Below are 17,533 nucleotides of genomic sequence, written 5' to 3'. Positions count from 1 at the left end.
AAGTACTGCATTTGCACGGTTGCCCCGGCAAGCAGTACCTTGGTAAACAATGAAATGGATGGCAAGTTCCCACAGGGTAAGCAACCTACGCAGGCAAAGTTATAGAATTATAGCGGTGCTGGCTCTGTGTTGGGGATTCTCTGGTACTTTGCTGGCCCAAAACCGCCTGAAACTAAAGGTGGTGGCCCCTTCGCCCGAAGCCGCCAACGTCTGGGAACGCCGACAGCCCAAACTGCAGGAACAGGATTCCCTGGCCCTCAGGCAGGAACTCAAGGCATGGCTCACCCAAGTGCAGGAAGAAGGCTACCTTACCGCCTCCATAGATTCTTTCCACCTGAAGAAAGACTCTTTAACGGTGCACGTTTTTACGGGCGGGCAATACCAATGGGCGTCCTTGAAGAATGGCAACGTGGGCGAAGGCCTGCTGGAGAAAGTGGGCTTTAGAGAAAAGCTCTACCGCGGCACGCCCTTACGGCCCGAGGAATTCGCCCGTCTTCAGAACGCGCTTATCCGTGAAGCGGAGAACATTGGGCATCCGTTTGCGCAGGTCAGGTTGGATTCTTTGGAGGTGGAGGATGATAAGATTCAGGCTACGTTGCGCGTGGTGCGAGGACCTTTGATGCTCATAGACTCGGTGCAGATTGTGGGCAATGCCAGAATTCAGCAGAACGCCTTGTATAGATTCACCCAGCTGGCTCCCGGCCAGCCGTTTTCGCAACAACGCATAGATGAGGCGCTGCGGGCCTTGCGGCAATTGCCCTTTGTGCGGGTGGTGGGTCCGCCGCAGGTATTGTTTGCCAAGAACCAGGCGCGCGTGTATTTCTTTCTGGAAGAGAAAAAGGCCAACCAGTTTGACGGTATCATCGGCTTCCTGCCCGACCCCAACGCCCAAAGCGCCAAACTCCTCATTACTGGTGAAGTGAACCTACAGGTGCGCAACCTACGCGGCAGCGGTAAGCAGATTGGCCTCCACTGGCGCAAAGTAGACCGGAACTCCCAACTGCTGGACGCCGAATATCGACATCCCAATCTCTTTAACTCACCGTTGGAGGTGGCCGCGCAGTTTCACTTATACAAACAGGATACTTCTTTTCTAAACCTTCGGCCGCGGGTAGAGGTGACCTATCCTTTGTCCGTCACCAACCGGGTGACGTTCTTCACCGAGATTCTGAGCACCCAGATGCTGTCCGCTGAGGTCATCAAGCGCCAGCGCAACGACTCTTCAGCGATTGACGCCAACTTCACCTCCTATGGCCTTTCTTATAGCTGGAACAGCCTGGATGATTTATTCTTTCCGCGTCGGGGCATGCAAGCCTTTTTGCAGGGCGCGGTGGGCACCAAGCGCATCCAGCGCAACGCGCGCGTAGAAGCCAGTTACTATGACACCCTGCAGTTGCGCACCTCGCAGTTCAGCGTGGCTACTAGGTTGGAGCGCTACTGGCCCGTCTCTAAAAACGCGGTCCTACTCACGCGCCTAAAAGGCGAAGCGCTCTTGAATGAACGGCTATATTTGAATGAGCTTTACAGGTTGGGCGGCCTTTCCTCGCTGCGCGGGTTTGATGATTATGCCTTCTATGCTTCTTCCTACGCCATTAGTACTTTAGAGTATAGGCTCTACACCGGGCTGGATTCTTACATGTTCCTGCTCTATGACCAAGGCTACCTGCGGCGGGATTTGCCCCAAGACACCCTGGCACAATGGGCGAGCGGCGTAGGCGGCGGAATTAGTTTCTCTACTGGCGCCGGAATTTTTCAGCTGGTATATTCGGTGGGACGCACTGCCAGTGAGCCATTTACACTGCAGCGCTCTAAAATTCACTTCGGGATTACGGGCCGTTTTTAGCCTGTTTTCACAAAAACTTGCCAAAAACGTTTGGAGGATATGGCAAAACCTCCTACATTTGTATTACAAACAGTGCGGGATGGAGCAGTTGGTAGCTCGTTGGGCTCATAACCCAAAGGTCACAGGTTCGAGTCCTGTTCCCGCTACCCAATAGGACAAATCAGTTTTATTACTGGTTTGTCCTTTTTCTTTTATCCCCATTTTGGCTGACAATGAGGCGATTAGGAAGAAAATCGCATTCACCCGATAGGTTCGATAACCGTCCATTTTCTTGTCATAGAGCACTCCTTCCGGAAACACTAGCTTCTGCAGCTTTTGGCGTTGGTGGTAACTACCAGAAACCCACATAGAGCCTATCTCAGAGCACATTTTCACCGCAAACCTGAGGTATTTTTGCAGGTTCGATAATTTTATTTGCTCTGCCGGGAGCCTTCCCTCCAATTGCTTCTTCTCCAGTCTCAACTTTTGGGTGAACTTCTCATACTGGTCCTTGGTAATCTCCTCCAAAAGAACGAAGCGCTCCTCCAGTTTCTCCAACTGTTGGTCGATGGTTTTGAGGTGCGCTTTGGTGTGCTTCAGCTCGTCCTCCTTTTGCTGGTTCATCTCTTGGAAGACGTCCAGTATCCGCTGGGTCATGGGCTCATGCAGGTCGCTTTCCAGCTGGAAGCCGTTAAGCACTTCTTCGTATCTGGCGTGCATCTGCCGGGCACCTCTGTTTACCTTACACCCGATCTTGTTGCACTTGTAGTAGAAGATGCCTTTTTTCTTTACCTCATAGCCGGTCATGTGGGTGCCGCAGGACGCGCAACGGATAAAGTTTCTCAACGGCAGGCGGTTGTCATATTTCTTAGTGGTATAGCCGCTGTTGTTCTCTGCTTGGATCTGATTGATCTGAAAAAAGACTTTCTGGCTGATCAGCTTCTCATGCTTTCCCTCCACCACTTCGCCTTCCAATAGATTATGAGAGAGGATGCCGCAGTAGAAGGGGTTCCGGAAGATCTCTGTTAGCCGTTGCTTTGAGAGGGTGAACCCCATGGACTCCAGCTTCTCAATGATTTCTACATTAGAAAGACGCTGCTCCGCCTTCCATTGGAATGCTTTGCGAAGTAGCTTGCCTTTCTCATTCACTACAATTTGCTGCTGGCCTTTATTGGTTAACTGATCGTATCCAATAGGAACTCTAGTGGGCCATTCTCCTCGTTTCAGCTTCTCCAGCATGCCGGCCATGCACTTCTCACGGCGCTGGGTGTTATCGAACTCGCTGAAGAGGAACTGGATGTTCTGCTGGAACTTGCCAGAGGCGGTGGCCGTGTTGGTCTCCTGCATCACCGAGCGGATGGAGATGTTGTTCTGCTGGAGCTCCTTGGCGATGTGGATGGCGTTGGCGCCAGACCTAGAGAAGCGGTCAGGGCTGTAGATGATGATACTCGCGATCTGCTCCTTGGATTTTTTCACAAAGGCAAGCATGCGGTTAAACTCCTTCCGCTCGTCGGTCTTGGCGCTCTCGTAGGTGCCCCCGAAGTACTCTACCACCTCCAGCCCGTTCTTGAGGGCGAAGGCGTCGCAGTACTTCCGCTGGGTGGCAAGGCTCTGGTTGTTGTCGGCCTGCTCCTTGGTGGATACGCGGGTGTAGACCACCACCTTGTTGCTGTGCCTGCGGCTCTGGCTCTTCCCAGCTTTGGCAAAGGCCTTAAATGAATCTAGATTAGCCATGTCGTTTTAATCTGAATTTGATATACCTAAGGTGTTCTTTTTTATGTTTTGTCATCGACCTGGTTCTCTGTGTACAGCTCATAGCAGAGCTGGGCGAGGAGCGACAGGCTTTCAAATATTTCCTCTGCCTCCTTGTAGCTTAGCTTTTGCAGGCCAGGGTATGTTTTGAGGGTATGTGGGGTAAGGGGTCTTTGTTTTAAATTAGGGTTAGTAGTTGATGCCTTCACGGAAAATCAGAGGTTTCCGCACGCGTCTGAGGTATTCAGTAAGGATGCCTATTCTTTATATGGGCCTGAGGTATTCAGTGCCGGTTTATTTTTCTTGCTGATTTGGAGCGATTAATGCTTAGGTCTTAGTACCTTTTCCTGCGGGTGTAAGTGTAGGAAGCCTTGCGCTGGCTGGGCAGGCCGGTGAGGCTGACGGTGTCCGCCGTCCCTGCCGTCTGTCCTACCAGGCGGTGTAGCTCCTGGGGCGAGGCCACGCCCGATTCTACGGTGAGCAAGTCCCAGCGGTGGGCGCCGCCCTGCTTTGGCTTGACCACCTGGACCTCTCGGTATGCCGGCTCGTTCACGGCGGCAAGTAGGGCCAACTCAGCCTCGCCGACCAGCGCCTGGAAGCTGCCTTGGAAACTTTGAGTATTATCCCCAGCGAGCTGGTGGGCCATGGCAAGGAGCGGGAAGCTCACGCATCCACCCGCTGGGTGAGAGTGGCTGCTGCCGCGGGAGACCAGTTGGGTCCTGCCGTCCCGGGTGACCTGCAACAGGGCGTTGCCACCGGTCTCCAGCGCCTCCTCCAGGTAGAGGTCCAGCAATGACATCTCGGCGTACAGGAGCCTGCCCCCGCTGCCGGGCAGCTCTATGCCCTCCACCTCCACTTTCGCCGTCAGTAATTTTCCGACGGCGTAGACCACGCGGGAGGGGAAGCCGTAGCGCGCCAGCTCGGCCAGCACCCCCACGCACAGCCCCTCGGCCAGGGTGAGGAGCCCGCCACCGGGGACGCCGATGCCAAGCCCCAGCGCTGTCAGTGCGGCCAGGTCGTCCGCGGACGGCTCCACGCGCCGGGCGGTGAGGGTTCTGGGCAGTTCATGCCGGATGTGGGCGGGCAGGTCCTGTGTCGTTGTTCCCGTCTTCATGCCCATGGCGACTTCCTTTCCTTTCTCCTGTTCTCCAAGATGAGCCACGTCAGGGCCAGGGCCAAGAGAAAGAGGATAGCAATGATATATAATTTGTTTTGGCCTCTTTGCCGGGGCGGGCCGATTGGCAGGGCGCTTAGGTCCGCCGATGGCCATTCCACTAAGGTGTAGGTAGCTGTCATGGTCTTATGATTTGAATTCTCGGATGGTCATCTTCTTCCCCTCCAGGCGGTAGCCCAGACCAAAGACGCAGAAGTACTGGGCGCCGTCTAAGAAGGCGATATTGGTGTTGAAGTTGAAGTCGAAGCCCCTTGCCCTCAACGCGTCCTGGGTCACTGCCTCCCTTTTCTCGTGCGCCTCGGCAAGGACTGCAAAGTTTCTGCGCAGGGTATCGAGCACGCTGCCGGCATCGCCCTCTTGCCAGGCGCTCTGTTTTTCCAGAACGGCTAGCCTCTGGCCTAATGCTCGGTTCTCCCGGAGGGCCAGGTCCAGTTGGGTGGAGACGCTCTCCGAGGCCTGGTGGGCGCCGGCCAGGATGCCCGCCCCGTGCTGGGCCAGGCTGACGCCGAGCGCCGCCGCCTCATCGGACAGCTTTCGCTTAAGCTCGGCCGGCACCCTTAGGGTGATGGGCAGGCCGTAAAGCTCCGCCGCTTCTTTCGTTTGTTCTTGCATGGTAGTTGGGTTTTGGTGGATAAAATATGTTATCGATTTCAATAGGTGATAGCTGAACTGTTCGGCTTATTTCTTCTTTGTAGATGGGTGGAGCCTGCCTAAGATGGCCTGCGCCTTGAAGAGCTCGTGTTCGCGGTAGGGTTCCAGCAGGGCGAAGCCCGCCGTGGTGTTCTCACCGTTGAGCAGGCGCCCGATGCCCGGCAGCTCGAAGAGCCGGTGGCCCGGCTGCGGGTGGCCCTGCGCCTCGTCCTCACGCACCATCTGGGAGAGGAGCTCGAGCAGGAAGAGCTCCGTTTCTCGTTGCATCCTCAGGATTTGCGCCTCGCGCTGCCGGAGTTGTTCTGAGAAAACTGAATTGCGGTCTTCTTTGGTCACCTTCTCCTCCAGCGTCTCGTAGGTGGCCAGCTCCTCTGCGCTCATACCGAAGAACTTTGCCAGGGTATCGATTCTTTCCTGGGAGATGGTCACGTCTCCCTTCTCCATGCGGCTCAGGTTGCCCTTGGTCATACCAAGTGCCTCAGCCACCGCCTCCTGGGTCATGCCGCGCGCCTTGCGCACGGATCTGATCTTGTGGTGTATGTTAGACATGCTGTAAAGGAAATGATTTATTTAGAAATTGTACAACAAATTACTAAAAAATAAATTAAATTTTTTTAAGAGCATGGTAGAGGTGAGAAACTTTGTGGTGATGAGGCTACACATTGTAATGCTACCAATACAAGTTGTGGTTGGGGTGATACATTTTGTAGCGGCTGTGATACAATGAGTTGTGTTAAGCCTTTTGCTATCAATAGATAATTATTATCTCGCTTCTCCATTATATCAAATTCATATTTTTTTTAGAAAAATTTGAACAGAACATTAACCTTCATGTGCAGTGAGACATAAAGTAATAAGAGGGGCAACTCTCATTACTCACAGTAATTTTATCCTAGATAGGAATACACATGGATTTCATCGCCTTAGACTTTGAGACGGCCACCGCTGACAGGGACAGCCCTTGTGAGATTGGCCTCACTTATGTGAAGGAGGGGCAGGTTGTGGACACGGAGTCGTGGCTTATCAAGCCAAGGTCCTTTCCGTACTTTGCGCCTTTCAACGTATCCATCCATGGGATAACCCCTCAGGATGTAGCGGATGAGCCCGAATTTCACGATCTTTGGGAGGTGCTCCGCCCGAGGCTGGAGAACAACCTCATTGTCGCACACAACGCTGGCTTCGACCTCAACGTCCTCAGAGGGACCCTTGCCTCATACAGTATTCCCTTCCCCAGCCTCGACTATGCCTGTAGCTATATCCTGTCCAGGAAGGCCTGGCCCGGGCTCGCTTCATACAACCTCAAGTCGCTCTGCAGCCAGCACAGCATAAGGCCGGGCCACCATCGGGCGGCGGCCGACTCCAGAGCCTGCGCTGAGCTGACGCTGAAGATCCTCGGGCAGACACAGACTTCCTGCGTCAGGGAGTGCTCCTCAAAGCTTAGAACCTCTATCGGGAGACTGTTCGATGGAGGTTACACGCCGTCAGAAACCAAGAGGGACTACAGCGGCAGAGGGTTCAACCCCATCATAGGGGATGCCTCAAAGCACAACCCGGAAAGCATTTTCTTCGGGCGCTCCGTTGTGTTCACCGGCGCCCTTTCCTCCATGAAGAGAGCCGCCGCTCAGCAGGTCATTGCAGACATTGGTGGCGCGAACCATTCCGGGGTGAGGAAGGACACAGACTACCTGGTGGTGGGGCAGCAGGACTTCAGGGTCGTGGGCGAGGACGGGATGAGCGGCAAGCAGGAGAAAGCGGTTTCCCTTATCGCTAGGGGTGCCCCTTTGGAGATCCTATCCGAGAGAGACTTCCTCTGCAATATCTAAACCCGCCGACCGTGATCGCAGAATCTTCCCTGAGCGAAATGGTGGAAGTATCCAATAGTGGAAGTATCCAAAAAGATGGCAGATACTCATTGGCAAGATGATGAGAGCCATCCTCAAGTGGCCTATTGAGTTTTCAAGCTATAGACGCTACTCGGTCAAGTCTCATTCATATCTTGACATCTATCCGCACCTGCGCCCAGTATTTAAAATTGGCTGCTGTTCCAGTTGCCGGTCCTTAGTGGGGAGCCGGGCTTGCCTACTTTATTCCATTGTCTCATTAAGCCATTCTCAAAAATGGGGAACGTGTTTTGATTTGTGAGACGTTAAAAAGAGAAGGATTTGATGCGATTAGAGTAGGAATAGGCAATTCTTGGAGTAGTCCCAGAAAACGGCCGTTTTATGAGACAATACAAATGTAAGATTCTGAATACACCTAGACACAAAGTGACCTGCTATCTAATGCATTGACCAAGAAAAAACGAACCAATATATTATTAGACATGCGAGCTAATAATATATTGGTGTTCACCTGAGGTCTCTGTTATTTGACGCTAGAACTATTCCCTAAATTTGGATTGTATGCCAATTGATATAAATGCAACTTTGGTGTATGATACTCTTCCAGAACCGACTCATTGTCCTTGACTACAGCCCAAGCACGGACGTGCTGTCCGTGGAATGGCCGAGCGTGAGCGCCTATGATCTGCCTGAGGTGGAGCAGTCGCTCAACACGCTTGTGGAGTACATCCGAAACTATGACGTGAAGCGGCTCCTGATTGATAGCACCAAGGCCGCTATCTCCCCTGAGCTGGACATGGTAGAGTACCAGGCGATAGTAACGGAGTTCGCCCATAGGTTGACAAAGACCCGCCTGCAGAAGTCCGCCAGGATTATGCACGCCGACCTAGTGAGAGAGAAAATCTCCCGGGAGATAGGTGATCAGGTCTCTAAGAAGGCTAACTTGAAGTTAGAGAACCGCAACTTTTACAATAGGGTAGAGGCCCTTGCTTGGCTAACTGCCTGACGTTAGCCAAGCTTATACCATCCTGCAATAGCCCCGGCAATAATAATGCAGCTTATGCTTTGTGGAAGGTCAGAGATTGCCTTTTCTACTATTGGTGACATTAGCCGGGCCGGCTTATTAAAGCTGACTTGGCTGCAGCAAAGTGTCCAGATGGCCTGCTTTACTCATCTTCGTTTGCTATGCAAAACCAAGATGAGTTCTCTGGCTTTTGATATAGTGATATCTTAGCAACCATTGGTTAGTTAGGAACTAGAGCACATCAAATTGACGTGCCTTAGTTCTTAACTGCAGTTTATTTGGAGTCCCCAGTTTTATGTTTGTGAGGTTTCAAATCTGGGTGTTTAGGTTGTGTTTCGGGAGTAACACGTCTTCTCTCGTCAGGCGTACCGTCTTGTTTTTTTGGCTTTGGCCCTGGCTTGATTGCTTCTATTGTTTGCATGTTGTAAAGAATTTAGGGTTAAAATATTTATATTAATAAAGATAGGATTCAACTTTTCAAGCAAATGAGTCTGAATCATTTTGCCGTTCAATATAATAATTACTTCAAAGGTATCCTTGCTGAGCTCCAGTATTTTAAGTTGCCAGACTCAATACTGTTTTGTGAGAATGACAATTCGGTAATTACCTCTGAAGTCAGCTATGGTATTCGATACCACTTCAAGGCCAGTCTCCTTTGCAATTGCCTCAAAGCTTCTGTTTATGTTACTGAAGAGGGCGTTGGTGAAATAGTTTAGCACCTTGTCGCCCCGTGTCAGTTGCAGTCCATCGATGGACAGTTTCCTGAATTTAGTGAATACACGGCCTATTATGTCATAGATAGGCGTCAAGGCTGTATACCGTACCCTATTCCACCTACTTGTATTTATCCTCATTATGTCCGGCTTTATTTCATAGACTTCTGTCTCTGCAAGTGGCACGGCTCATATATATGGCTCTGCAGTCATTCCTCTCGGATTCCAGATGCACCAATAATATAGAGCTTATCCCGTAGGCGAATCCATAAAGATACAGACAATCCAGGTTCTCATAAACTCCATCAGTGACATGAATGAGGGTGGGCTATTTTAGAATTTGCTTAAATACTTAACCAAACCTAACTTTGCAGTATGGAAAACATCATATGCATCCGTCAAGCGACAGATGTACCTCAGATAGAACGCTGCAAAGACAGGGTTGGAGCCTTAAGTGATTCTTTTGCCCATGTAGCCAATGGCCTGGAGATGGCAGGGAATCCTGTAAGACTAAAGATCCTGTTCCTTCTTTCAGTTGAAGAAGGGCTTTGTGTATGTGATTTGAGCGACATTCTGGGCATCACGGTTTCGGCTGTGTCACAGCATTTGCGTAAGATGAAAGACCGGAGCCTTGTCAAGGCTACCAAAGAAGGGCAAACCATCTACTATTCCCTATCTCCCGAGTATGGGGAAGTGCTGAGGCCATTCTTACAGATAGTTACTGAATGTGAAGTATTGGAAGCTGTATGAAGACGGAGAATAAACTGGTCGGAACAGGCCTAATAGCGGCCCTTGCGGCTTCCCTGTGCTGTATCACACCCATCCTTGCACTTGTAGCTGGAACAGGCGGACTGGCCTCGTCCCTAGCTTGGATTGGACCGTTTCGGCCTTGGCTTATCGGCGTCACGTTGGCGGTACTGGCATTTGCCTGGTATCAGAAATTTAAGCCACGGCCCCAGACAGATTGTAATTGTGAAACAGATAAACCCAGATTTATGCAAAGCAAAACTTTCCTTACCCTAGTGACCGCGTTCGCGCTGCTGATGCTCACTTTCCCTAACTATGCCAACGTGTTTTCTGGAGAATCCACGATACAGACCAGCCCCGCGAAAGCACAGGGAAAACCAAAGGCCAAAACGGTGGCAGAGTTCACCATCACAGGTATGACTTGTGCCGCATGTGAGGGGCACGTTGCCGGAGAGGTGAACAAACTGCAGGGGATTGAGGGCTTGACGGTTTCCTACGCCAAGTCCAATGCCGTGGTGGAGTTTGACAAAACCAAAACCACGGTTGAAGAGGTGCAGAAAGCCATAAAGGCCACAGGGTACAAAGTCACAGAGGTGAAGATTAAAAAGTAAGGGGCATTAATTCAGAAAAGATGAATACGATAAACCGGAGCATGAAAATAAAGCCCTTCACCACCATAGCAGCACTTTCAGTATTACTGTTGCTTGCAATTCCTATGTATGCCCGTCTGTATTCCCCAGACACCAAGGGGATTTCCTTCTACGGTGCACCTTTGGTGTGCAGTGCGGCCCCTACCATTGGTTGCGGAAGCAAGGCAAAGTTTATTTAGTAGACTTGGAAAAGCACAGTGATGCCATAGATGGGACTTGGCTTAACAGGAAAGGAACGGTAGTGGCTGTTAAGTGGCGTAGTGCTGTCAGTGCAGACAAAAGGGAAGCTGTATTGAAAGCGGTTGGCACTGCCCACAACTCTGAACTGACTGCCCTGACACCAAAAGAAGAGGCAAGCCTTTCCGGCTCATTCCCAGACAAGAAAGCCTGGTTCAGGGGTAGAGAAGTGGACGAATTAAGCAGGGAAGAGGCGCGCATAATAGCCAAGAACACCATGAATGGCTACAGAGAAAAGCAACTGCTGAAACCGTCGTTTGAAAAGCAGTTTGAAGCGGACGTGGAGAAAATCTACGCAGACCTTTTCCTATCCCTTTCCTCATACAAAGACCTTAACACAGAAACCTACAACAGAATTGAGGCGCAGATTCAGGCCGCCGGTGAGAAGTACGTAGGCATAGGCAACATGCCCCATGTTGAACTCTGCATTGCACCGAAACTGGAAGGAACTAAAGGGGAATCATGCTCACAGGCCACCGGCAAATCGTGCTGTGATAAAAACTAACGAAAGAATGGAAGACACAGTGATTTTAGAATCCACCATCACCTGCCCAGAGTGCGGACACGCCAAAGAGGAGGAAATGCCCACCAATGCGTGCCAGTATTTCTACGAGTGCGGGAACTGCCACACCGTTTTAAAGCCCTTGCAGGGTGACTGCTGTGTATTTTGTAGCTACGGCACCGTGAAATGCCCCCCTATTCAACAGGACAAACCGTGTTGCGCCTAGCCCTTTGGAAGCATGAAGATGAAGAAATCCATTCCTGCGCTTCCCGTCAGGGATATTGGGGAGTCAGTTAAATTTTATTCGGAGAGGCTTGGCTTTGAGGCACGCCACCAGGAAGAGGAGTTCGCTATCTTAGTCCGTGACGAGGTGGAACTGCATCTGTGGAAGTCAGGGGATGAAAGTTGGAGACTGAGGGGAGCCTCTATGACTGTAATGCCTATCTGCAGTGGTGCCGAAAGCTTTCTGGCCGGTACTGCCAGTTGCAGAATAGAGGTACAGGGAATAGACGACCTATTCAGGGAATACCAGAGCCAAGGCATTATCTATGACACTGAAACAGTGGTGGTAGACCAGCCTTGGGGGGATAGGGAGTTTCCGGCTTTAGACCACCACAGGAATCTGCTTACCTTTTATGAGGTGATTGCATAGCGTAATTGAATAGTAATTTAAAATTCCTTTTAAGTATTACATTCCTTTGGATATGTTGTCGTTAATGTATCCTGTTAAGTTACAACAGAGCCATACACCTTCAAATTAAAATATTGGTAGTCAGAGCCTGATTCTGTAGCTGTATGCATGTATAACCTCTGGGAAAGGAACTACCCCTATGCCTCAGAGGTTATACATGCATACAGCTACAATGAATATGCGCAGAAAAGCCTTATTTTTCCCCGTCTTGATTTTACTGACCCTATCTTCGGTGAATGTTATAGCCAAGGATATAATGCACCAGACCATCAAAAGCATAGAGGCGAAGTACATGGAAATGGGGTCCAAGTCCGCTTTCGTGACAGCCAAAGGAAAGCCTGTCGCGCAAAATGTCTCCTTCCTAAATGAAAATGACCTGGTACTTCCATCCCGCAGTAAAATCCTTCAGATTGCCCTTATACGCCATGGAGAGCCTGATTTGCGGAAGATTGGTAAGTTCTCATACAAAGAGGCAAGCCGATTTGTCGCGGATTATGATAGCGTGGGGATTGTAGTCCCTGATGCTTCCTTTTTCAACATTCAGAGCCCGGCTCAGATTAAAGTATTCTCCAGCTCTATCAACAGGGCCAAAGCTACCGCAAAATATATCTTTGGGGAAGACAGGGAGATGACCATATCCCCGATCTTTAGGGAATTCGAAACGTCCATGGGGCACCATAGCCCTAATCTGCGGATGCCTATCAATTTCTGGACCTCAGCCGCACGTATAAAATGGGCGTTGAGCATAGACCGGCAAGGCGCAGAAAGCTTTGCCGATGCTCGTCTACGGGCAAGGAAGGCTGCTAGTATTTTAGACGAAGCTACTGAAGAAAAGTCCAATGTGGCCCTTGTGGCGCATGGGTTGTTAAACCGGTATATTCAGGAGAATCTGGAAAAAAAAGGATGGCGTGTAGTGAGAAACGGGGGCAGTGGCTATCTAGGCACCACTATTTTAGTCAAAATTATAAGCGGATGAACTTCTCATAGCGTGGCATATATTGATATATAACCTTAGATTTTAGGGAAATAGTTAGGGTGTAGTTGATCTAATTCAAATTTTAAAAGCCAACAGCCAGTAATCTAATAAATTATAGCCTTTAATAAGCTTGACAGTATAGATGGGCTTGTCTACTAGCTACGTACTTGCTCTCGCCAATATTTCCGACGTAAGATATTGATTGTTGAAGGAGTAAAACTGCCTCTATGCAACCTTTTCATTGTCTGACGGTAAAGCACTTATTCTATCCTTACTGAGTGCATTTTTATGAAAAGAATTCTGCATACCTGGATTATACTCTCTATTTCTTTGGGCGTTTCCAGCTTTGAATTAAAAGCCCAAGAAATCGATTCCCTTAAAGTATTCCAGACCCCAGTCACGGCCCAAGACACGCTTAAAAAGTACCAAGACTCAACGGTTGCACAAGCCGCTAATAAAGCTCCCTTCTTTAAGTCTAAAGCCTTCAAGGCCACTATCATTCCGGCAATCCTGATTGGGTATGGGCTGAGCACAATAAAAGACAACGGCCTGTACAGCAGTTACGATGCTAAGAGGGATATACAGAGGCATTTCCCGAATTTCAAAACCACGATTGACAATCCTCTGCTCATCGCGCCGTATGTGGAGTTGGTTTTGGCCAACCTGCTGAACGTAAAATCAAACAACGACTTTCTGAACACCAGCATGGTGATCCTTAAGGCTGAGGCCATCTACGCCGTATCGGTTTATGGATTGAAGCAGGTCACCGACCAGGAGCGCCCCAATGGGGAGAACCGGGAATCCCTACCCTCGGGCCACGCGGCCCAGGCATTTCTCGCCGCGTCTATCCTTAACGCTGAGCTAAAGCACAGAAGCCCGTGGTACGGCGTCGGGGCTTATACCATTGCAACTAGCGTAGGGGTTTTTCGGATGCTGAACAACAAGCACTGGCAGAGTGATGTGTTTGTGGGTGCCGGTATCGGGATGCTTTCCTCTCACTTGGCTTACCTTTCGCACCGTAACCGCTGGGGCCGCAAACCCTCCATTGTGATGTCTCCTACTCTAATTTATGGGGTACCTGGGTTTGCGTTTTCTTTAAATTTGGATGACTATAAAAATCGGCGGAATAATCCTGATCTGAATAAGATCAGCCTGAATTGAAATTAAATAAGATCTCGTGCCAGAGAATGCAGTTGATAGAAGTTCCCTAAGATAAAATAGGCTTGAGGGAAGTATGGGAATACATCCCACTATTGTTATATGCTTTTGAAACAAGACTAAAATAAGGGGGAGCCTATTTCGATCGTTAGTGTAAAAGAAGGGTTACTCTGCTCTTCACCCTTTTTGACCATGGTTAGTCTTCCTTTGCCAGAGTTTGTGAATCCTCTGTAACTATTCATACTTCCGGCCGAATTCCAAAGATGGATTAGAAGCTGTTTGGAGAGTTGATTATTACTGAGACTAAACTTTAATAGATGGCCACTACCCAGACAGCTCTGATGAAAATGTTCCGCAATAATAGAAGGTATATGAAAGACCTTTTCTGCCGTCTTAGTGTAATTTTATGCCTATTATCGACAAGTTGTGGTGGGAACCCCACTCCTAAAACCCCCGAGTCAAAAACAGAGACTGGCCTGAACCCGGACACGGCAGAAAACCCCTTTGCCATACCGGCCCAGAGTGAGCCTGACACGTTGGAAGAGAGTGTTATGGCGCAGGCAATCGGGCAGGTCGGTGATGCCCAAATTGAAATCGAATACCATTCGCCAGCCGTCAGAGGGCGGGCCATCTGGGGCGGGGTAGTCCCATACAACCAGCTGTGGGTGACGGGCTCCCACTCCGCAACCCGCCTGACAATTGGCGCCCCGCTTCTCTTTGGGGGAAAGGAGTTGCCGGCGGGGAAGTATGCCCTCTTCACTATTCCGGGGAGAAAGGAATGGGAGGTGATCGTAAACAGGGACTGGAATCAGCACCTCACCACCCAATACATAAGAAGTAGGGACGTCTTGCGGTTCACTGTGAAGCCCAGCCTCCAAAAAATCAATCAGGAGCGTTTGCGATATGAAGTCATATCCCTAGGGGCTGATTCAGGTCAAGTGACAATGTGTTGGGAGAAAGTGAAGATAGCCATACCAGTATCGGGGAAAGCCACTCTATGATTTCCAACTATCTAGTGGGCTTGATCTTTATTTAAACATATAACTGGCAAATATTATTAAGAACTAATCTAAATAATATTTGCCTGCCCTTAATCTGTCTTTATATTTGCACCAAATTAGAATTGGTCTAAATAAAAGACATGAAAAACAGAAAATTCTTCCTTCTCTTAAGCTTCTCACTACTTTCGTTTTTTCCTGGCTATGCTCAAACGCTAGGCAGATTGAGCGGCGTTATAAAATCCAGTGACGGTAAGCCCGTCGCTTTTGTGAGTGTGGCCCTTTTTGAGTTGAACAAAGGCACCGTTTCTGCTGAGAACGGCTCATTCTCCATCCAAGGCATTGCCCCTGGTAAGTATACCTTGAGATGCTCATTTGTGGGGCTACAAAGCCAGGAGCTGGCGGTCACTATAGAAGCGGGAAAGAACACCAAAGTGGACCTTACGCTAACAGAAGACGCTGCCCGAATTTCTGAGGTAGTAGTGACGGCCGGCAAGACCGTCAACAAAAAGCCTTTGGCCATTGGCAAGATTGCCATCTCTCCCCTGGACATGCCCCAGAGCATGACCATCATCAACAGTGAGGTGATTGCCAATCAGCAGGCCTCCAAACTAAGTGATGTCATCAAAAACGTCAATGGGGTTTCTTTGGGTACTACCCGAGGCAGTACCTCAGAGACCTTCTTTGCCCGCGGGTACAACCTGGGCGCCAACAATATCTTCAAGAACGGGGCACGCTCCAACTCAGCGGTTCTTCCAGAGGCAAGCACCTTGGAAAGAGTAGAAGTTTTGAAGGGGAGTGCCGCCTTGCTTTTCGGCAATGTGTCAGGTGGCGCGGTCATTAACATGGTGACCAAGCAACCTAAGTTTGAGTATGGCGGCGAAGTGGCCATGCGGGCCGGAAGCTATAACCTATACAAGCCCATGGCAGACGTGTACGGACCAATTACTCAGAACCTGGCGTTCAGGGTGGTAGGTGCTTTTGAGACGGCAGAAAGCTATCGCAACAGCGTAGAATCAAAGAAATACTACGTGAATCCATCTCTCCTGTATAAATTGGGTTCTAGAACTACCATCTTGGTACAAGGTGATTACCTGAGCCACGACTTTACCCCGGACTTTGGAATTGGATCCTTGGATGGTAAAATCCCGACGAATATTGACCGTTCTACCTTCTTTAATACTCCTTGGGCCTACAATGAGGTCCGCCAGAACACAGCCTCTGCCAGCGTTGACCATCAGTTGAATGATATCTGGAAGGTAAACTTCATTGGTTCTCAGCAGAAGTTCACCAGAGACTATTTCTCTACCGAGCGCATCCAGGCAGACGCTGACGGCGACTGGGGCCGCAAACTAACCCGTTCTGATATTTCTGAAGACTACTACACCGGGCAGGTAAACCTGAATGGGGAGTTTAAGACATTCGGTATTGGCCATACGCTGTTGGTGGGTGCTGACGCAGAACGTTATCTAAACACGTCACACACTTTTAAAATATCTTCATTGGGGAAAGGTGATGTGTATGACTCCATCAATCTCCTTACTCCTGCCAAGTTTGAGGCCAGAACCGACGAGCCATTGGCCACCGCCACCCTGCGCACTGAAACGCCTACTTACCGCTTTGGAACCTACTTCCAGGATTTGATCAGTATCTCAAATAAATTTAAAGTGTTGGCAGGTTTAAGATGGTCTTACCAGAAAGTAGAAGTGGCTAAACTCTATGACTTGGTAAAGAATGAAGTGAAGAACAGCACCACCGCCACTACCAAAGTGGATAAGGCATTCTCCCCGCGTTTGGGACTTGTTTACCAGCCTACGTCTACTACTTCTCTTTTTGCCAGCTACTCCAACAACTTTGTCCCCAATACAGGTAAAGACGTATTTCAACAAAACCTAAAGCCTTCTATTGTGGACCAATATGAAGTGGGCGTTAAGAATGACCTGGTAAAAGACATGCTTTCTGTGAACGTCACGTTCTACCGTATCATCAACAATGACCTGGCACTGCAAGCACAATTCTTAGCGGATGGCACTACCGTCAACACAGACGCCACCATCAAGGAGTTCACAGGACAGACCACCAGTGACGGAGCCGAAGTGGACCTGTCAGGAACGCTTTCCCCAGGGCTTACCTTTTTGGCCGGCTACAGTTACAACCACATGCGGTACACAGATACTCCGGGTTCTAAAGGAAGCTACATTGAAGGAGAGCGCTTAGTGAGCAACCCATCGCATACAGCTAATGCCTCTATCTTCTATACGCTACAGACGTCTGCTCTAAAAGGCTTGAAAGTTGGGGCCTCTGGTTTCTATACCGGAGAGCGCAACGCCGGCTGGAACAACCAGGTGGGCCAGGTTCAGCAGTTCAACCGCCTCATCCCGGTAGACGGGTTTACAACCTTCGATCTGTCCTTAGGCTATTCCATCAGCAAATTCTCCATCTTAGGTAAGCTTTCTAACATTACCAACGAGTTGAATTACCTGGTGCATGAGAACTATAGTGTGAACCCTATCCCACCTCGTCAGTTCGTGACGACTGTTTCTTACCGGTTTTAGTATCTGCCGATTAAGGACTGGGCAAATTAAACCCCTGGGATG

At 49.7% G+C, this 17,533-nt stretch carries 17 protein-coding genes and 1 tRNA gene; 14 read left to right on the top strand and 4 right to left on the bottom strand.

The window, feature by feature from the left end:
- Positions 1-58: 58 nt before the first annotated feature.
- Together TH61_RS05600 and TH61_RS05595 are read left to right on the top strand one after the other, a co-directional pair.
- The gene (locus TH61_RS05600; RefSeq protein WP_197464104.1) at positions 59-1,843 is read left to right on the top strand and encodes an outer membrane protein assembly factor; all 1,785 of its coding nucleotides are present in this window, start codon (positions 59-61) and stop codon (positions 1,841-1,843) included.
- A 73-nt stretch (positions 1,844-1,916) separates the two neighbouring features.
- Positions 1,917-1,993, top strand: a tRNA-Met gene (locus TH61_RS05595).
- Here the strand turns inward: TH61_RS05595 and TH61_RS18485 are convergent.
- The 4 genes from TH61_RS18485 to TH61_RS05565 form a co-directional block, all read right to left on the bottom strand.
- A complete protein-coding gene (locus TH61_RS18485) occupies positions 1,949-3,556 on the bottom strand; it encodes a recombinase family protein (RefSeq protein WP_071887914.1) in 1,608 nt (535 codons plus the stop codon). The genes TH61_RS05595 and TH61_RS18485 overlap by 45 nt on opposite strands.
- A gap of 352 nt (positions 3,557-3,908) precedes the next feature.
- Positions 3,909-4,736, bottom strand: a complete 828-nt coding sequence (locus TH61_RS05580) for a hypothetical protein (RefSeq protein ID WP_157600570.1) — start codon at positions 4,734-4,736, stop codon at positions 3,909-3,911.
- A 138-nt stretch (positions 4,737-4,874) separates the two neighbouring features.
- Positions 4,875-5,360, bottom strand: coding sequence for a hypothetical protein (locus tag TH61_RS05570; protein ID WP_066506975.1), 486 nt, complete (start codon positions 5,358-5,360; stop codon positions 4,875-4,877).
- Positions 5,361-5,426: 66 nt separating this feature from the next.
- On the bottom strand, positions 5,427-5,948 hold the full coding sequence (locus tag TH61_RS05565) for a helix-turn-helix transcriptional regulator (RefSeq protein ID WP_066506968.1): 522 nt from the start codon (positions 5,946-5,948) through the stop codon (positions 5,427-5,429).
- Positions 5,949-6,307: 359 nt separating this feature from the next.
- On the opposite strand from TH61_RS05565, the gene TH61_RS05560 reads away from it, so the two are divergent.
- The 12 genes from TH61_RS05560 to TH61_RS05505 all read left to right on the top strand — a co-directional run bounded on the left by TH61_RS05560 (position 6,308) and on the right by TH61_RS05505 (position 17,491).
- Positions 6,308-7,222, top strand: coding sequence for an exonuclease domain-containing protein (locus tag TH61_RS05560; protein WP_066506958.1), 915 nt, complete (start codon positions 6,308-6,310; stop codon positions 7,220-7,222).
- 610 nt (positions 7,223-7,832) lie between these two features.
- Positions 7,833-8,246, top strand: coding sequence for a hypothetical protein (locus TH61_RS05555; protein WP_066506956.1), 414 nt, complete (start codon positions 7,833-7,835; stop codon positions 8,244-8,246).
- Positions 8,247-9,352: 1,106 nt separating this feature from the next.
- Positions 9,353-9,727, top strand: a complete 375-nt coding sequence (locus tag TH61_RS05545; RefSeq protein WP_066506953.1) for a metalloregulator ArsR/SmtB family transcription factor — start codon at positions 9,353-9,355, stop codon at positions 9,725-9,727.
- Entirely contained in the window at positions 9,724-10,335 is a 612-nt protein-coding gene (gene merTP / locus TH61_RS05540) for a mercuric transport protein MerTP (protein ID WP_066506946.1), read from the top strand. The genes TH61_RS05545 and merTP overlap by 4 nt, the downstream gene beginning before the upstream one ends.
- Positions 10,336-10,355: 20 nt before the next feature.
- The gene (locus TH61_RS18095; RefSeq protein ID WP_157600568.1) at positions 10,356-10,553 is read left to right on the top strand and encodes a hypothetical protein; all 198 of its coding nucleotides are present in this window, start codon (positions 10,356-10,358) and stop codon (positions 10,551-10,553) included.
- Positions 10,554-10,558: 5 nt separating this feature from the next.
- Complete coding sequence (locus tag TH61_RS05535) at positions 10,559-11,116, top strand: hypothetical protein (protein ID WP_157600566.1); 558 nt, start codon at positions 10,559-10,561, stop codon at positions 11,114-11,116.
- Between the two features lie 7 nt (positions 11,117-11,123).
- Entirely contained in the window at positions 11,124-11,339 is a 216-nt protein-coding gene (locus tag TH61_RS05530; protein ID WP_066506942.1) for a GDCCVxC domain-containing (seleno)protein, read from the top strand.
- Between the two features lie 12 nt (positions 11,340-11,351).
- A complete protein-coding gene (locus TH61_RS05525; RefSeq protein ID WP_066506939.1) occupies positions 11,352-11,765 on the top strand; it encodes a VOC family protein in 414 nt (137 codons plus the stop codon).
- 217 nt (positions 11,766-11,982) lie between these two features.
- Complete coding sequence (locus TH61_RS05520; RefSeq protein WP_066512553.1) at positions 11,983-12,780, top strand: histidine phosphatase family protein; 798 nt, start codon at positions 11,983-11,985, stop codon at positions 12,778-12,780.
- 288 nt (positions 12,781-13,068) lie between these two features.
- Positions 13,069-13,941: a phosphatase PAP2 family protein gene (locus TH61_RS05515; protein WP_066506930.1), complete on the top strand. Its 873-nt coding sequence runs from the start codon at positions 13,069-13,071 to the stop codon at positions 13,939-13,941.
- Positions 13,942-14,255: 314 nt separating this feature from the next.
- On the top strand, positions 14,256-14,939 hold the full coding sequence (locus tag TH61_RS05510) for a DUF2911 domain-containing protein (RefSeq protein WP_066506927.1): 684 nt from the start codon (positions 14,256-14,258) through the stop codon (positions 14,937-14,939).
- A 140-nt stretch (positions 14,940-15,079) separates the two neighbouring features.
- The gene (locus tag TH61_RS05505; protein WP_066506925.1) at positions 15,080-17,491 is read left to right on the top strand and encodes a TonB-dependent receptor; all 2,412 of its coding nucleotides are present in this window, start codon (positions 15,080-15,082) and stop codon (positions 17,489-17,491) included.
- Positions 17,492-17,533 lie beyond the last annotated feature (42 nt).

The organism is Rufibacter sp. DG15C, assembly GCF_001577755.1.
Classification (GTDB): Bacteria; Bacteroidota; Bacteroidia; order Cytophagales; family Hymenobacteraceae; genus Nibribacter.
This window is presented reverse-complemented; position numbering and strand designations above follow the sequence as displayed.

What these genes read in the sequence shown, in the direction of transcription:
- TH61_RS05600 (WP_197464104.1), top strand. Translation starts at nt 59, where the DNA reads ATGGCAAGTTCCCACAGGGTAAGCAACCTACGCAGGCAAAGTTATAGA.
- TH61_RS18485 (WP_071887914.1), bottom strand. Translation starts at nt 3,556, where the DNA reads ATGGCTAATCTAGATTCATTTAAGGCCTTTGCCAAAGCTGGGAAGAGC.
- TH61_RS05570 (WP_066506975.1), bottom strand. Translation starts at nt 5,360, where the DNA reads ATGCAAGAACAAACGAAAGAAGCGGCGGAGCTTTACGGCCTGCCCATC.
- TH61_RS05565 (WP_066506968.1), bottom strand. Translation starts at nt 5,948, where the DNA reads ATGTCTAACATACACCACAAGATCAGATCCGTGCGCAAGGCGCGCGGC.
- TH61_RS05560 (WP_066506958.1), top strand. Translation starts at nt 6,308, where the DNA reads ATGGATTTCATCGCCTTAGACTTTGAGACGGCCACCGCTGACAGGGAC.
- TH61_RS05555 (WP_066506956.1), top strand. Translation starts at nt 7,833, where the DNA reads ATGATACTCTTCCAGAACCGACTCATTGTCCTTGACTACAGCCCAAGC.
- TH61_RS05545 (WP_066506953.1), top strand. Translation starts at nt 9,353, where the DNA reads ATGGAAAACATCATATGCATCCGTCAAGCGACAGATGTACCTCAGATA.
- merTP (WP_066506946.1), top strand. Translation starts at nt 9,724, where the DNA reads ATGAAGACGGAGAATAAACTGGTCGGAACAGGCCTAATAGCGGCCCTT.
- TH61_RS18095 (WP_157600568.1), top strand. Translation starts at nt 10,356, where the DNA reads ATGAATACGATAAACCGGAGCATGAAAATAAAGCCCTTCACCACCATA.
- TH61_RS05530 (WP_066506942.1), top strand. Translation starts at nt 11,124, where the DNA reads ATGGAAGACACAGTGATTTTAGAATCCACCATCACCTGCCCAGAGTGC.
- TH61_RS05525 (WP_066506939.1), top strand. Translation starts at nt 11,352, where the DNA reads ATGAAGATGAAGAAATCCATTCCTGCGCTTCCCGTCAGGGATATTGGG.
- TH61_RS05520 (WP_066512553.1), top strand. Translation starts at nt 11,983, where the DNA reads ATGCGCAGAAAAGCCTTATTTTTCCCCGTCTTGATTTTACTGACCCTA.
- TH61_RS05515 (WP_066506930.1), top strand. Translation starts at nt 13,069, where the DNA reads ATGAAAAGAATTCTGCATACCTGGATTATACTCTCTATTTCTTTGGGC.
- TH61_RS05510 (WP_066506927.1), top strand. Translation starts at nt 14,256, where the DNA reads ATGGCCACTACCCAGACAGCTCTGATGAAAATGTTCCGCAATAATAGA.
- TH61_RS05505 (WP_066506925.1), top strand. Translation starts at nt 15,080, where the DNA reads ATGAAAAACAGAAAATTCTTCCTTCTCTTAAGCTTCTCACTACTTTCG.